The following is a 14,852-nucleotide window of genomic DNA, read 5'->3' as shown; positions in this document are numbered from 1 at the left end:
CCCCTCCTGGCGCGTCACTCGTCCCCACCGAGCGCACGCACGGCGGCGGCGAACGCCTCGCCCCGGGCGGCGTACGACGTGAACTGGTCCATCGACGCGCAGGCGGGCGCGAGCAGGACGGTGACTGTGCCTGGCTCGCCCGGCGCGCTGCTCGGCTGGGCAGCGAGCCGCCTGGCCTCGTCCACGGCGCGGGTCATCACCGGGCCAGTCTCACCGGCGTCGACCTCGACGACGGGGACCTCGGGTGCGTGTCGGGCGAGAGCGTCCCGCAACGGCGCGCGGTCGACGCCGATCAGCACGACGGCCCGGAGGCGGTCGTGCCGGGCCGCGACGAGCTCGTCGAACTGCGCGCCCTTGGCCAGACCACCCGCGATCCACACGACGCTGCCCGTGGGGAACGCGCCCAGGGCTGCTGCGGCTGCGTGGGCGTTCGTCGCCTTGGAGTCGTCCACGTAGGCGGCGCCGTCGACCACGGCGACGCCTGCGAGGCGGTGCTCCCCCGGTCCGTAGGCGCGCAGGCCCTCGCGGATCGCCGCCGGCGAGACACCGTGCGCGAGGGCGAGCGCGGCCGCGGCCAGCGCGTTCGCCACGACGTGCGGCGGCACCGTGCCGTCCGGCCCGGCCAGCTGCATCAGGTCGTCGAGCGTGCCCAGCTCGGCCGCGTGCGTGTGCCGCAGCCGGGAGAACCCGCGGTCGACCAGCACGTCCTCGACCAGGCCGACCTGGCCGACCAGCGGCGTCCCGATCGTGAAGCCGACCGCCACGCAGCCGTCGACGACGTCCGCCTCCCGGGCCAGGTCCTCGGTGGCGGGGTCGCTGAGGTTGTACACGCACGCCACCTGGGCGCGCTCGAAGATGCGGCCCTTGTCGGCCGCGTAGGCGTCGAGCGACCCGTGCCAGTCCAGGTGGTCGGGTGCGACGTTGAGCACCGCGGCCGCCTGCGCGGACATCGACGACGTGTGGTGCAGCTGGAAGCTCGAGAGCTCGACCGCGAGGACGTCGAGCGTCGGGTCGGTCGCCGCGAGCACCACGGGGGTGCCGACGTTGCCGACCGCCACGGCGTTCTCCCCGGCGGCCCGCAGGATCGACTCCAGCATGCCGACGGTCGTCGTCTTGCCGTTGGTCCCGGTGACCGCGAGCCACGGCGCCGGCCCACCACCGTCCGCACGGTCCACGCGCACGTGCCAGGCGAGCTCGACCTCGCTCCACACCGGCACGCCGTGCTCGCGGGCGGCGACGAGGAGCGGGTGGTGCGGCGCCAGCCCGGGCGACGCGACGACGAGGTCCGCTCGGTCCAGCACCGTCCCCTCGAGCAGCTCCGCGGAGCCGATGACGTCGTCGGCGTGGTCGTCGACCGGCACCACGCGCGCACCGCGGGACGCCAGCACCTCGGCCGCGGCGCGACCGGAGACCCCGAGCCCGGCGACGACCACCAGGGCGCCCTCCAGCACGAGATCGGCCACCTACCCGGCCACCCACTCGGCGTAGAAGATCCCGACGCCGAGCGCGACGAACAACCCGGCGATGATCCAGAACCGGATCACGATGGTCACCTCGCCCCACCCCGACAGCTCGAAGTGGTGGTGCAGCGGTGCCATCTTGAAGACCCGTCTGCCGGTCATCTTGAAGAAGCCGATCTGGATGACGTCCGACAGGACGACGAGCACGAACAGTCCGCCGATGATGGCGGCGAGGATCTCGGTCCGGGAGAGGATCGAGAGTCCGGCGAGCGCCCCGCCGAGCGCGAGCGAGCCGGTGTCCCCCATGAAGATCTTGGCGGGGCTGGCGTTCCACCACAGGAACCCGAAGCACGCGCCCGTGATGGCCGCTGCGACGACCGCGAGGTCCAGCGGGTCCCGCGTCTCGTAGCACCGTGGTCCGGCGCTGGCCAGGAACTGGCAGCTCTGGTTGAACTGCCAGACGCCGACGATGACGTAGGCGCCGAAGACGATGAGCGAGACGCCGGTCGCCAGACCGTCGAGGCCGTCGGTGAGGTTCACCGCGTTGGACCACGCCGTGATCAGGAAGTTCGCCCAGATCACGAACAGGATGGTGCCGACGGTCACGCCCCAGAACGCGAGGTCCAGGTTGGTGTCGCGGATGAAGGAGATCCGCGTGGACGCGGGCGTGCGGAACTTGTCGTTGGGGAACTGCAGGGCCGCCACCGCGAACGTGATGCCCACGATGCCCTGGCCGATGATCTTCCAGCGCGCGTTGAGCCCGAGGCTGCGCTGCCGGGAGATCTTGATGAAGTCGTCGAGGAACCCGACGACGCCCAGGCCGGTCATGAGGAAGAGCACGAGGATGGCCGACGCGCTGGGCGGGGTCCCGGTCGCGATCAGGCCGCTGACCCAGCCCGCGAGCGTCGCGCCGATGATGACGACGCCGCCCATGGTCGGGGTGCCGCGCTTGGTGAAGTGCGCGGTCGGTCCGTCCTGCCGGATGAACTGTCCGTACTGCTTGTGGATCAGGAACCGGATGAACAGGGGTGTCCCCAGCAGCGCGATGAGCATCGCGAGCCCGCCGGAGATCAGGACCGCCCTCATCGGACGCCCCCCTCGACCAGGGTGTCGCCCAGCTTCCACAGTCCGGCGCCGTACGACGACTTCACCAGCACCACGTCGCCGGGCCGCAGCTCGCTCTCGAGGAACGCGGTCGCCACGGCCAGGTCGTCCGCGAGCACCACCTCGTCGCCCCACGAGCCCTCGTGGTTGGCGCCGTCACGGATGGCACGCGCGCCCTCACCGACCACGATCGTCAGGCCGATGTTCAGCCGGACGCACAGGCGGCCGATGGCGTCGTGGGCCTCGCGGGCACCGGGCCCCAGCTCGAGCATCTCGCCGAGCACCGCGATCGAGCGACGGTCCCGTCCGGCCAGGACGGCCAGCGCCTTGAGCGCAGCACGCATGGAGTCCGGGTTGGCGTTGTAGGAGTCGTCGACGACGGTGACCCCGTCGGGGCGGTCGACCACGTGCATGCGGTGCGGGCTGAGGGCGTCGGCGGCGCTGAGGCCTGCGGCCACCTGGTCCAGGTCGAGCCCGACGGCGAGCGCCGCGGCCGCGGCACCGAGGGCGTTGTGCACGTGGTGCTCGCCGACCAGCCGCAGGGACACCTCGGCGGTCTGCTCGGTCTCGCCCCGCCGCACCAGGGTGAACGTCGCCCGCCCGCTGCGGTCGAGACGCACGTCGCGCACACCGACCGTCGCGTCGGGTGCGGCACCGAACGTCACGACGTCCCCGGGGGCGAGCGCCGCCATCGCGGACACGCGCGGGTCGTCGGCGTTGAGCACAGCCACCCCGTCCGCGACGAGGCCCTGCACGATCTCGGACTTGGCGACGGCGACCGCGTCGATACCCCCGAAGCCACCGAGGTGCGCGTGGCCGACGATCAGGACGACCGCGACGTCGGGCGGCGCGATGTCGGTGAGGTAGGTGAGGTGTCCCGGACCGCTGGCGCCCATCTCGAGCACCAGGAAGCGCGTCGACTCGTCGGCGCGCAGCACCGTCAGCGGCAGGCCGATCTCGTTGTTGAACGAGCGAACCGGCGCGATCGTCGGCCCGACGCTCCCGCACAGCTGGGCGAGCAGGTCCTTGGTCGTGGTCTTGCCGACCGACCCCGTGATGCCGACGACGCGCAGGTCGCTCCCGCCGGGCTCGAGCGCGACCTCGCGCAGCCGCTCGAGGACGACGCGGGCGAGGTCACCGAGGGCCTTCTCGACGTCGGTGACGACGACGCTCGGCAGCACGTCCCCACCGGCGCCGACGACGTCACGCGCGGCCAGCACGAGCGCAGCGCCGGCGGCGACCGCCACGGCGGCGTAGTCGTGGCCGTCCGCGTGCTCGCCCGGCAGCGCGACGAACAGCCCACCGGTGACGTCGTCGCGGGAGTCGACCACGACGGGTCCGCTCACGACGAGGGCCGGCCGGGTGGCGGCGGCGCCGCGCAGCACACCGCCGGTCGCGGCCGCGATCTCGGCCGCCGTCAGGGCGATCACGCGTGCTGCTCCTGCCGGCTGGTGCGCGCTGCGATCAGCACGTCGCGGTCGTTGTACCGGTGGAACACGCCGGCGATCTCCTGGGTCGGCTCGTGGCCCTTGCCCGTGATGATCACGGTGTCCTGCTCGGAGGCGAGTGCGAGGGCGTCGCGGATGGCCTGCGCGCGGCTGGTGGCCTCGTGCACGTCGACCAGGTCCGGCCGCTGGAGCCGGACACCGTCGAGGATGGCGGACCGGATGGTTGCCGGCTCCTCGGAACGGGGATTCTCGTCCGTGACGACGATCACGTCCGCGAGCCGTGCGGCGATCTCCCCCATGATCGGGCGCTTGCCCTGGTCCCGGTCGCCGTCCGAGCCGAACACGAGCACGAGCCGGCCCGGCGTGATCGGGCGGACGGCGTCGAGGGCCAGGACGAGCGCGTCGGGGGTGTGGGCGTAGTCGACGATCGCCAGCGGGAAGCCGTCGCCACGCTCGATGACTCGCTCCATGCGCCCGGGGATCTCGTGCGCGACCGCCACCGCAGCGATCGCCCGGTCGAGGTCCACGCCGGCCGCGTGCGCCAGCACGATGGCCAGCGCCGCGTTCGAGACGTTGACCTTCCCCGGCAGCGGGCTCACGGCCTCGTGCAGCGCACCGTCCGGACCGCGCAGCGTGAACGTCGAGCCGACGCCGTCGAGGCCGATGTCGGCGGCGACCACCGCCCAGTCCGCGTCGACGCCCTCGGGTGCGTCCACGTGCGTCGCCACGGACTCGACGGGGATCGGCGACTCGGCCACCAGCCGGCGCCCCCACTCGTCGTCCACGACGACCACGCCACGACGCGCCTGACCGACGGCGAACAGCCGCGACTTGTCCCGGAAGTACCCGTCCATGTCGCCGTGGAAGTCGAGGTGGTCCCGCTGCAGGTTGGTGAAGCCGACGACGTCGAACGTCAGCCCACCGACCCGGCCGAGCGCGAGCGCGTGCGAGGACACCTCCATGGCGAGGGCCGTCGCCCCCCGCTCCACCGCCAGCGCGAGGATCGCCTGCAGGGCGGGCGCCTCGACCGTGGTCCGCGGGCTCTCGACGGCGTCCTCGCCGATCCGCAGCTCGACGGTGCCGAGCACGGCCGTCGTCGCGTGCGCGGCCCGCAGCGCGGCGTCGAGGAAGTAGGCCGTGGTGGTCTTGCCGTTGGTGCCCGTGACGCCGACCGCGACCAACCGCTCGCCCGGCGCGTCGTGCGCCCACGCGGCGACCGGTCCGGCGACCGCGCGCGGGTCTTCGGCGACCAGGACGGGGATCCGTCGGGCCAGGCCGGAGTCCTCCAGCAGCGCGGCACCGGCCTCGTCCGTCAGGACCGCCACGGCGCCGGCGTCGACCGCCTGTGCGGCGTACGTGGCACCGTGCACCTGGAACCCCGCCACGGCGACGAACACGTCACCTGCGACCACGTCGCCGCTGGCCAGGCTCACGCCGGTCAGCACGGCGCCGGCCGGCAGCGGTGCACCTCGTGCGACCAGGCCGAACGTCGAGACAAGGTCGGCGACCACGTGGGCCGCGGGATGCAGCGGACGCATCCGAGCGGGGGTCGTCATGGGGAGAATCTACCCCGCCGGCCGTCCCCCCACGCCCGGTGCGGGTCGCTCACCACGTCGTCGGGAACAGCGTCCCGGTGGTGCCCGACGGTGCCACTCCGAGCTCGCTGAGCGTGTAGCCGGCGACGTCGCTGAACACCGGCGCCGCGACCGTGCCGCCGTAGACCGAGGTCTGCGGGTTGTGCAGGATCACGGCGACCGCGATGCGCGGGTCGTCGGCGGGCGCGACGCCGATGAACGACGACGTGATGCCCTGGATGCCGCCCACCCAGTTCTGCGCCGTGCCGGTCTTCCCGGCCACCTGGTAGCCGGGGATCGCCGCGTGGGCACCGGTCCCGTCGTCGACGACGCTCTGCATCATGGTGAGCACCGTCTTGGCGGTCTCCGCCGACACGACCTGGGTCGTCGGCGCTGCGGGGGTCGGGGTGTAGGTGCCGTCCGGCGACGTCCAGCCCTTGATGATGTGCGGCTGCACGCGCACCCCGCCGTTGGCGATCGTCGCGAAGACCTGCGTGGCCTGCAGCGCGGTCACGGACACGGCCTGGCCGAAGAGCACGGCGAACTTGTCGCGCCGCTGCCACGTGTCGACCGGGTGCAGGATGCCCTTCGACTCCCCCGACAGCTCGATCCCGGTCTGGGCACCGAAGCCGAACTTCGCCAGGTAGTCGTACCGGGTCTGGACGGGCAGGTTCTGACCGATCATGACCGTGCCGGTGTTCGAGGACTCCGCCAGCACCCCGGTCGTCGTGAGCCGCAGGACCCCGTGCTCGTGCGAGTCCTTGAACGTCTCCTTGCCGTCGGGCGAGTACGTGTAGGGGACCTCCCACTGCGAGAGCGGGTCGGCGATCTTGTTGTCGAGGATGGCCGCCATCGTGATGACCTTGCCGGTCGAGCCGGGCTCGAACACGTCCGACACGGCGCTGGACAGCGAGCCCGACGCCTCACCGGGGTGGTTCGGGTCGACAGCCCCGGAGTCGGCGAGCGCGTAGATCTCACCGGTCTTGACGTCCATCACGATCAGCGAGCCGGACGACGAGCCGGTGGCCGCGACCTGCGCGTCGAGCGCCGACTGGGCCTTCCACTGCACGTCGGACAGCAGCGTGAGCTGCACCGAGTCGCCCTGCGTCGCCGGGGTGTCCTCGGAGTACCCGCCGGGGATGGCCTGCCCCTTGCGCCCGCGCTCGTAGGTCTCGCTCCCGGCCGTGCCCGTGAGGCGGTCGTCGAGCGACGCCTCGAGGCCGGCGAGCCCGACACCGTTGGAGTTCACGAAGCCGACGACGTTCCCGGCGAGCGAGCTGTTCGGGTACACCCGCTCGGCCACCCGGTCGACGTTGACACCGCTGAGTCCGAGCTTGCGGACCTCGCGCGCCACCTCGGGCAGCACGCCCTTGCGGATGTAGACGAACTGCCGGTCGCCGACGAGCGCTCCCCCGAGCTCCGCGGCGTTCATGCCGAGCAGCGGGGCCAGCGTCGCGGCGACACCGGCGGCACCGTCCGGGACAGCCGGGTTCTCCGAGCCCTTGAAGTTCGCGACGAGCCGCTGGTTGACCGAGATCTCGTACCGCTCGACCGACGTGGCCAGCGGCGCGCCCTCGGCGTCGGTGATCTCGCCACGGCCGCCGAGCAGCGTGATCGACGTGAGGCGGGCATCCCGTGCCTGCTCGGCGATGCTCGCCCCCCGCAGGCCCTGGACATACACCAGGCGCCCGCCGAACACGGCGAGCGCCACGATGACCAGAGCGGCGAGGAACGCCATCCGACGGCGGGACCCCGGCTCGACCGGAGCGACGGGAGGCCTCCCGCCGCGGGTGCGCGGAGGCACCACGACCGTGCGGGGAGCACTCCCGGGCCGTTGACGCGGGACCGTCGTACCGGCGGCACGGTTGCCCGCCGCCGGACGACGCGTCTGCTCGGTGCGGGCGCGCGGGCGCGCGACCGGTGTCGTCATCCCCCGGCTCCCGCAGGCTCCGGGACGCCCTGCACGCTGCCGTCCGACAGCCGCAGCCAGCCGGTGCCGTTGGTCGGGACCATGCCGAGCGCGGCCGCGGCCGCGGCGAGCTGGGTGGGCGACGCCTTCGCGTCGAGCTGCGCCGTGAGGTCCTGCTGGTCCTGGTTCAGCCGGCCCAGCTCGTTGGAGAGGTCGTACTTGGCGTACGCGGTGGCGGCCATCGAGGTGTTGAGGAGCAGCGCGGACAGCAGCGCTCCGGCGAGGACGGCCATGCAGGCAAGGATGAACGGAACTCGCGTCCGGGCGTGCTCCGGCGCGCGGACGACACGAAGTCGGGGTGCGGGCGCGGGCGCCGTCGTCGGGCGCGGACGGGACGGTGCCGGGTAGGCAGTTGCTCGGGCAGCGGTCTGGGCGCTCATGCTGCCCTCCTTCCGGTCTGGCGTGGCTTGAGGTGGTCAGGCGTGGGACGGACGCGCTCGGCGGCGCGGAGCCGGACCGACTGCGAACGCGGGTTGTGCGCGAGCTCGGCCTCGTCGGCCTCCTCGGCACCGCGGGTCACGAGGCGAAGGAACGGGGCGTGCGTCTCGGGCTCGACGGGCAGGTCCGGCGGGGCGCTGGACGTCGCTCCGACGGCGAGCGCCCGCTTGACCGCGCGGTCCTCGAGCGAGTGGTACGCCTCGACGACGATCCGGCCGCCCACGGCGAGCGCCTCGATCGACTGCGGGAGCGCGCGCTCCAGCACCTCGATCTCGCCGTTCACCTCGATCCGCAGGGCCTGGAACGTGCGCTTGGCCGGGTTGCCGCCGGTCTTGCGCGTCGCCGCGGGGATGTTGGCGCGCACGATGCTGACCAGCTCACCCGTGCGCTCCAGCGGCCGCCGCGCCCGCTGCGCGACGATCGCCCGGGCGATGCGCGGCGCGAACCGCTCCTCGCCGTACACCCGCAGGATCCGCGCGAGCTCGCGCTCGTCGTAGGTGTTGAGCACGTCCGCCGCGGTCTGGCCGGTCGTGGCGTCCATGCGCATGTCGAGCGGAGCGTCGGCCGAGTAGGAGAAGCCGCGCTCGCGCTCGTCGAGCTGCAGCGACGAGACGCCGAGGTCCATGAGCACGCCCTGGACGCCCCTGATGCCGAGACGGTCGAGCACGTCGTTGATCTCGTCGTACACCGCGTGCACGCCCGTGAAGCGGTCACCGAACGGCGCCAGCCGCCGGCCCGCGAGCTCGAGCGCCTGCGTGTCGCGGTCCAGGCCGACGATCCGGACGTGCGGGAACGCCTTCAGGACGCCCTCGGTGTGGCCGCCCATGCCGAGCGTCGAGTCCACCATCACGGGGTTCTCGACGTCGAACGCCGGTGCCAGCAGGTCGAGGCAGCGCTGCAACAGCACCGGGGTGTGCCGGGAGGCTGCGTCGTCGGTCGTGCTCATCGCTGCTCCCCTCCCCAGGTGGCACGGATGCGTGTGGTCAGGCGGCCCCTCCGCCGTCCGACCAGATCCCCCACCGACCCTCTGACACCGGGGAAGTGCGTCAGAGATTCGGGAGGAGGTCTTACCGGGCGGCGATGCTGTGGAGCCTGATCTGTCAGAACGGGCCGTTCGGGAAGACCTCCTCCGCGGTGTCGGCGTACCCGGCCTCCTGCTCGGCCAGGTACGTCTCCCACGCGGTGAGGTCCCAGATCTCGACCCGGGTACCGGTGCCGATGACGGCGACGTCGCGCTCGAGGCCCGCGTACTTGCGGAGCATCGGCGGGATGGAGATGCGTCCCTGCTTGTCGGGCAGCTCGTCGCTGGCACCGGACAGGAAGACGCGCAGGTAGTCGCGGGCCTGGCGGCTGGTCACCGGGGCCTGCCGGAGCTGGTCGTGCATGCGCTGGAACTCCTGCATCGGGAGCAGGAAGAGGCAGCGCTCCTGACCGCGGGTCATGACGAGACCCGGGGCGAGCTGACCGCGGAACTTCGCCGGAAGGATGAGCCGGCCCTTCTCGTCGAGACGCGGCGTGTACGTGCCCAGGAAGGGCGCGAAGGAGCCGAAGACGCCGGCGGACGACTCATGCGTCACCCCGCCTCCTCCCGGTCTCACGCTGCGGCTCGTGCTGCTGTCCGTGGTGCAGGTTTCCCCTCCTCACCACGTGCCTCCACGCTACTCCACTTCACTCCACCAGCAACCGGAGATACGCAGTATTCACCCGATCGAAGGGCTATAACTGCAGGTCACAGCGGTGGTGCTAAGTGGAGGGAATCTCGGCGCCCGACTCGTCCCGGGGCGTGTCGGGGTGCAGATCAGAGGCCTGATTCCGGAGGGATCGGACGAATGCCCCAGGTCGCTGCGCCGGTCGACGCTCCGCCGGGCGGGTGGTGGAGCGAAGTGGGGGGCCGATGGGCGATGAACTCCTGCCGCCCGACCTTTACGATCGGACCCAGATCCGCCAAAGGAGGCGTCATGCTGCAGGCCGTCCCGTCCTCGAGCGAGCTCGAGGACGTCGTCGACATCACCCACCGGATGCGCGCGGCCGTGGAGGGCGTCGTCACCGGTCGGCCCGAGCTCGTCCGGGTCACCGTCGCCGTCCTGCTCGCCGAGGGGCACCTGCTCCTCGAGGACGTGCCCGGGGTCGGCAAGACCACGCTCGCCAAGGCGCTGGCCAAGACCATCGACTGCACGGTCGGCCGGATCCAGTTCACCCCCGACCTGCTCCCGTCGGACCTCACGGGCGTCAACATCTTCCGGTCGCAGACGCACGAGTTCGAGTTCCGGCCCGGGCCCGTCTTCGCGCACGTCGTCATCGGCGACGAGATCAACCGCGCCTCGCCCAAGACGCAGTCGGCGCTGCTCGAGTGCATGCAGGAGGCGCAGGCGACCGTCGACGGCCGCACCTACCCGCTGCCGCGACCGTTCCTGGTGGTGGCCACCCAGAACCCCGTCGAGATGGAGGGCACCTACCCGCTCCCCGAGGCGCAGCGGGACCGGTTCATGGCCCGCCTGACGGTCGGCTACCCGAGCATCGAGTCCGAGCTCGACATGCTCGACCTGCAGGAGACGTCCGACCCCCTCGACACCCTGCGGCCCGTGACCGACGCCGCCCAGGTGAAGGCCCTCATCGAGACCGCGCGCCGGCTGTTCGCGGCACCGGGCATCAAGCGGTACGTCGTCGACCTCGTGACCGCGACACGCGAGGACCAGGGCCTGCGCCTCGGCGCGTCCCCCCGCGCGGCGATCCAGCTGCTGCGGGCCGCCAAGGCCCTGGCCGCGATGGACGGCCGCGACCACGTGCTGCCCGACGACGTCCAGCAGCTCGGCGTGCCGGTCCTCGCGCACCGGCTGCTGCCCAGCACCGAGTCCCGCCTGTCCGGGCGCAGCACGTCCGACATCGTCACCGACATCCTCGACCGGGTCCCGCTCCCGTCCGCGGCGGCCACCGCGCGCTCTCGTCGCGCTATCGGCTGATGCGCCTTCGTCCGACGCCCCGCGGACTCGCGCTCGGGATCGCGGGCATCGTCGCCCTGCAGCTGGGCGTGGCGCTCGGTGCTGTCGACCTCGTCCGGATCGGCACCCTGGCGCTGCTGCTCGTCGTCGGGGCGGCCGTCGCCGTGGGGGTGCTCGACCCGGGCCGGGGCAAACACCGGCTCAGCGTGCAGCGGCACGCGGTCCCCAACCCGGTCCATGCCGGCGAGGAGGCGCAGATCGAGGTCGTGATCACCGCGACGGACCCCGCCGCCCGCGTCCGGCTGGCCGGGCTGAAGTTCGCCGAGCAGGCGGCCACCGAGCTGTCCGGCGGCCGGCCGTTGCGCGCCCGGGTGACCCGCGCACCGCGCCGCGTCACCGTGACGTACTCGGTGCAGGCGGCCCGCCGTGGCCGGTGGCCGCTCGGTCCGCTCGTGGTGACCCGCGGCGACCCGTTCGGGGTGATGCGCACCTCCGCGACGCTGGGCGAGCAGGCCGAGGTCTCCGTGTGGCCGGCCGTCGTCCCGCTGCCGACGCCGAGCGACGTGCTGGTCGGCGAGCCCGACCGCGTCGCCCTGGGCGCGCGGAGCCCGTCGACCGACGACGCCTCGCTGCGCGACTACCGCGAGGGCGACGACCTGCGGCGCGTGCACTGGAGCAGCAGCGCCCGCAAGGGTGCGCTCATGGTCCGGTCCGACGAGCGCGCCGGGATGCGCCCCGTCTCGGTGCTCCTGGACCTGCCCGCCCGCGCCACGAGCCTGGAGTGGTCGATCTCCCTGGCCGCGTCCATGTCGCTGGCGATGCTCGACGGCGGCCACCCGGTGCGCCTGGTCAGCGGGAGGCCGGACGCTGCGGCGGCGAACCCGCTCGCCTTCGTGCACGACCGGTCCGGCCCCGGCGCACGCAGCGCCCTGCTCGACCGCACCATCGACCTCGAGGCGCCGCGCTCGGCCGTGCAGGGCGAGGCCGCGCTCGTGTCGGCGGCGCACCTCCTGCACACCACGGAGGCGGGCGGCGAGATCGTGCTGGCCGTGCTCGGCCCGCTCGGCGCCTCCGCCCGCGCCGCTCTCGCCCACGTCGCGGACGCCGCCCTCGCCTGGGCCGTCGTCCGCGCCGACACGCCCGCTCAGGAGGCGGAGGCGGAGCACACCATCAAGGCGCTGCGCCGCGCCGGCTGGCGGGCGTGCCGGGTCACGCCCGGCGAACCGGTCGTCGACTGCTGGCTGCGCCTCCTGGGGTCCGCCCAGTGACCGGCCGCCTGCAACGCATCCCCCGGGGCCCGCGGTCGGCCCTCGGTTCGGCCCTGTGCGCCGCCGCGACCTGCGCCAGCCTCTTCGCGCTCACCGGTCTGATCGTGCGCGGCGGCTGGCTCGTCGCGACGTGGCTGATCGTGCTGGTCGTCGCCGCGGTCGTGATCGGCGTCCGCGCCGTGACCCGGTCCTGGTGGGCCCCGACGCTCGCCGGCACCATCGTCGCCGTCGGCATCGTCCTCGTCCGGTACGGGGCACCTCCCGGGCGGCTCCAGGTCCTGCCGGACGGCGACTCGCTGGACCGGACCCTGTCCACCGCACGCGAGGGCGTCGCCGTCATCAACGCGTCGCTCGTGCCGATGGTCGGCGTGCGGCCCACCGAGCTCCTGGTCGTCGTCGGCGCCGTCGCCGTCTTCCTGCTGTCCGACCTGGTCGCGATCGGCCTCGGCGCGCCCGCGCTGTCCGGGCTCGCGTTCGCCGGCCTGTGGGCTCCCGCGATCATCCTCGGCTTCCCCGCGAGCGGCTGGTCGATCGCCTGGACCAGCCTGTTCTACCTGCTCCTGCTGGCCCTGAGCGCCGCGCCACCGTCGGCGCACAGCGACCGGGGGCGGAGGGCTGGCGTCGCGGTCCTGTGCTCGGTCGGGCTGATCGTGGCCACCCTCGTCGCCGGTCCCGCGGTCGCCGCGTTCCCCGGCTGGGCGACCATGCGCATGCCCAGCTTCGGCACCGGCCCCGTCGGGCCCATGTCGTTCAGCGACGACCTCGACCTGCGCGAGAGCCTGGGCACCCGGTCCGGGCAGGTTGTGCTGCGGTACTCCGTCACTCCCGTGGAGGCCGAACCGGACGCCGACCCCACACCGTCCCCCAGCGCGTCGAGCGACACCACCGTCTCCGCCGGCGAGGTGGGGCCGCTGCGCGCCTTCACGATGACGGCGTTCGACGGCGCCGAGTGGGACCGGACCGACTCGTTCGAACTGACCACCTGGGACCCCGCCACCCTCCTGTCGTCCGACCCGGAGATCCGCGGCACCGCGCCGGACCCCGAGCGTGGCACCCTGGCGAACGTCCAGGTCGAGGTGGCCAACATGCGCGAACGACGCCTCCCCGTGAGCACCTTCCCGCGGACCGTGGACGTGAGCGGCGGATGGGAGTACGACGTCGCCCGCGACGAGATCGTCGGCCGGCGCGGCACGTTCGACGGCATGACCTACGCGATGCAGGTCGAGATCCCCTCGCTCACCAAGGAGGACCTCGCCGACGCGGAGGTCGGCGACCCGGACGACGACGGCGCGTCCCTCGAGGTGCCGCAGACCAGCCGCTCGCAGGACGTCGCCGCGCTGGCCAGCGAGATCACCGCCGACGCCACGACCCCGTACGAGCAGGCGATGGCGCTCCAGACGTTCTTCCGCGCCACGACGAACTTCACCTACGACACGCGCGTGGCACCCTCGCGGTCCGACGACGCCGTGTGGGACTTCCTGCAGTCGACCCGCGGGTACTGCGTGCAGTTCGCCACCTCGATGGTGATCATGGCCCGCACCCTCGACATCCCCGCCCGCGTGGCTGTCGGATTCCTGCCCGGCGAGTCCGACCGCAACGGCAGCTTCGTGGTCTCCGGCCAGCGGACGCACGCCTGGCCGGAGCTGTACTTCGAGGGCTACGGCTGGGTGCGGTTCGAGCCCACCCCCGCCGTGCAGACGAGCGCTCCGCCGCGCTGGGCCGACCCGTTCACCGGAGTGTCCGCGCCCGACAGCCAGCCCGACGAGATCGTCCCGCTGCCGGCGGCCAGCTCCTCGTCGTCGACCGCCCCGGGCGGGCAGTCCTCGTCGACCGGCACGCAGGACGAGGACCAGGCCTGGCTGCCGGTCGCGATCACCGTCGCGATCGTGCTGGTCGTCGCCTCCCTCGCCCTGGCACTCGTCCGGCGCCGCAGCCTCCTGCGCGCCGACCTGACACCTGAGCGTGCGTGGCTGCGCGCCCGGCGTCGGCTCGGCGCCCGAGGGGTGACCTGGACGGACGCCGACTCACCGCGCACCGTCGTCGTGTCCGTGCACGAGCAGCTGCGCCAGGCGGCGGGGGCTCCCCTGACGGGCACGTCCGCCGAGGCGCTGGAGTCGTTGGCCAGGACCGTCGAGCGCGAGCGCTACGCGCCGGTCCAGCCCGACGTGGACCCGGCCGTCCTGGCCGGGTGGGTCGACGACATCATGAGCGGCGTCGAGACGCTGCTCAGCGACCGCTCTCGCCGCGGCGCCGTTCCCAGCGCTCCTCGAGACGAGACATGAAGCTCGACTTCTGACGCGTGGCCGGAGCGGCCGGCTTCACCTGCCCGTCGCTCTGCACGACCCCGCGCGGCCCGGACCGGTGCCCGGACGAGCGGTGCGGGGCGGCGAACGCGAAGGCCACGGCAGCGAACATCACGACGAAGCCGATGACACCGAGCCACGGAAGGCTGTTCGCGGCGCCGAGCACGAGCAGTAGCAGACCGACGGACGCACCGACTCCCGCGATGACGTATCGGCCGAACGGGCGGTGCCCGCGCTGGGTCAGCGTGTTCGCGAGCCGAGGATCGTCAGAGGTCAACTGCCGTTCCATCTGCTCGAGCACGCGCTGCTCGTACTCGGAGAGAGGCATCCTGACCCCCGTTGTCAGCTA

The 14,852-nt window shown here is 73.1% G+C and carries 12 protein-coding genes; 3 read left to right on the top strand and 9 right to left on the bottom strand.

The window, feature by feature from the left end:
* Positions 1–14: 14 nt before the first annotated feature.
* From murD to mraZ, 8 genes are all read right to left on the bottom strand, one after another.
* Positions 15–1,463 (bottom strand): UDP-N-acetylmuramoyl-L-alanine--D-glutamate ligase, encoded by a 1,449-nt coding sequence (gene murD / locus J2X26_RS13710; RefSeq protein WP_307493056.1) that lies wholly within the window; start codon positions 1,461–1,463, stop codon positions 15–17.
* The gene (gene mraY / locus J2X26_RS13705; protein ID WP_307493054.1) at positions 1,464–2,546 is read right to left on the bottom strand and encodes a phospho-N-acetylmuramoyl-pentapeptide-transferase; all 1,083 of its coding nucleotides are present in this window, start codon (positions 2,544–2,546) and stop codon (positions 1,464–1,466) included.
* The gene (locus tag J2X26_RS13700) at positions 2,543–3,994 is read right to left on the bottom strand and encodes a UDP-N-acetylmuramoyl-tripeptide--D-alanyl-D-alanine ligase (RefSeq protein WP_307493052.1); all 1,452 of its coding nucleotides are present in this window, start codon (positions 3,992–3,994) and stop codon (positions 2,543–2,545) included. The genes mraY and J2X26_RS13700 overlap by 4 nt, the downstream gene beginning before the upstream one ends.
* Positions 3,991–5,568: a UDP-N-acetylmuramoyl-L-alanyl-D-glutamate--2,6-diaminopimelate ligase gene (locus tag J2X26_RS13695; protein WP_307493051.1), complete on the bottom strand. Its 1,578-nt coding sequence runs from the start codon at positions 5,566–5,568 to the stop codon at positions 3,991–3,993. The genes J2X26_RS13700 and J2X26_RS13695 overlap by 4 nt, the downstream gene beginning before the upstream one ends.
* A 49-nt stretch (positions 5,569–5,617) precedes the next feature.
* A complete protein-coding gene (locus J2X26_RS13690; protein ID WP_307493049.1) occupies positions 5,618–7,516 on the bottom strand; it encodes a peptidoglycan D,D-transpeptidase FtsI family protein in 1,899 nt (632 codons plus the stop codon).
* Positions 7,513–7,935, bottom strand: coding sequence for a hypothetical protein (locus J2X26_RS13685; RefSeq protein WP_307493048.1), 423 nt, complete (start codon positions 7,933–7,935; stop codon positions 7,513–7,515). Before J2X26_RS13685 ends, J2X26_RS13690 begins: the two co-directional genes overlap by 4 nt.
* The gene (gene rsmH, locus J2X26_RS13680; protein ID WP_307493046.1) at positions 7,932–8,939 is read right to left on the bottom strand and encodes a 16S rRNA (cytosine(1402)-N(4))-methyltransferase RsmH; all 1,008 of its coding nucleotides are present in this window, start codon (positions 8,937–8,939) and stop codon (positions 7,932–7,934) included. The genes J2X26_RS13685 and rsmH overlap by 4 nt, the downstream gene beginning before the upstream one ends.
* Before the next feature lie 154 nt (positions 8,940–9,093).
* On the bottom strand, positions 9,094–9,570 hold the full coding sequence (gene mraZ, locus J2X26_RS13675) for a division/cell wall cluster transcriptional repressor MraZ (RefSeq protein WP_055921977.1): 477 nt from the start codon (positions 9,568–9,570) through the stop codon (positions 9,094–9,096).
* A 381-nt stretch (positions 9,571–9,951) separates the two neighbouring features.
* Between mraZ and J2X26_RS13670 the strand changes: the two genes are divergently transcribed.
* Genes J2X26_RS13670 through J2X26_RS13660 form a run of 3 tightly spaced genes read left to right on the top strand, consistent with a single transcriptional unit; the run spans position 9,952 to position 14,482 of the window.
* Entirely contained in the window at positions 9,952–10,953 is a 1,002-nt protein-coding gene (locus J2X26_RS13670) for an AAA family ATPase (protein WP_307493045.1), read from the top strand.
* On the top strand, positions 10,953–12,200 hold the full coding sequence (locus tag J2X26_RS13665) for a DUF58 domain-containing protein (RefSeq protein WP_307493044.1): 1,248 nt from the start codon (positions 10,953–10,955) through the stop codon (positions 12,198–12,200). Before J2X26_RS13670 ends, J2X26_RS13665 begins: the two co-directional genes overlap by 1 nt.
* Positions 12,197–14,482 (top strand): transglutaminase family protein, encoded by a 2,286-nt coding sequence (locus J2X26_RS13660; RefSeq protein ID WP_307493042.1) that lies wholly within the window; start codon positions 12,197–12,199, stop codon positions 14,480–14,482. The genes J2X26_RS13665 and J2X26_RS13660 overlap by 4 nt, the downstream gene beginning before the upstream one ends.
* Here the strand turns inward: J2X26_RS13660 and J2X26_RS13655 are convergent.
* Positions 14,427–14,831 carry a DUF3040 domain-containing protein gene (locus J2X26_RS13655; protein ID WP_307493041.1) on the bottom strand — a complete coding sequence of 135 codons (405 nt, stop codon included), beginning with the start codon at positions 14,829–14,831 and terminating at the stop codon, positions 14,427–14,429. The genes J2X26_RS13660 and J2X26_RS13655 overlap by 56 nt on opposite strands.
* Between the last annotated feature and the right edge of the window lie 21 nt (positions 14,832–14,852).

This window comes from Cellulomonas humilata, assembly GCF_030814415.1.
GTDB classification, from domain to species: domain Bacteria; phylum Actinomycetota; class Actinomycetes; order Actinomycetales; family Cellulomonadaceae; genus Cellulomonas; species Cellulomonas humilata_A.
The sequence above is the reverse complement of the archived record's forward strand: the minus strand, read 5'-3'. Positions and strand labels throughout refer to the sequence as shown.

Bases quoted from the DNA above. Each gene is read 5' to 3' on its own strand.
- mraY (WP_307493054.1), bottom strand. From the start codon at position 2,546: ATGAGGGCGGTCCTGATCTCCGGCGGGCTCGCGATGCTCATCGCGCTG.
- J2X26_RS13695 (WP_307493051.1), bottom strand. From the start codon at position 5,568: ATGACGACCCCCGCTCGGATGCGTCCGCTGCATCCCGCGGCCCACGTG.
- J2X26_RS13690 (WP_307493049.1), bottom strand. From the start codon at position 7,516: ATGACGACACCGGTCGCGCGCCCGCGCGCCCGCACCGAGCAGACGCGT.
- J2X26_RS13685 (WP_307493048.1), bottom strand. From the start codon at position 7,935: ATGAGCGCCCAGACCGCTGCCCGAGCAACTGCCTACCCGGCACCGTCC.
- rsmH (WP_307493046.1), bottom strand. From the start codon at position 8,939: ATGAGCACGACCGACGACGCAGCCTCCCGGCACACCCCGGTGCTGTTG.
- J2X26_RS13670 (WP_307493045.1), top strand. From the start codon at position 9,952: ATGCTGCAGGCCGTCCCGTCCTCGAGCGAGCTCGAGGACGTCGTCGAC.
- J2X26_RS13665 (WP_307493044.1), top strand. From the start codon at position 10,953: ATGCGCCTTCGTCCGACGCCCCGCGGACTCGCGCTCGGGATCGCGGGC.
- J2X26_RS13655 (WP_307493041.1), bottom strand. From the start codon at position 14,831: ATGCCTCTCTCCGAGTACGAGCAGCGCGTGCTCGAGCAGATGGAACGG.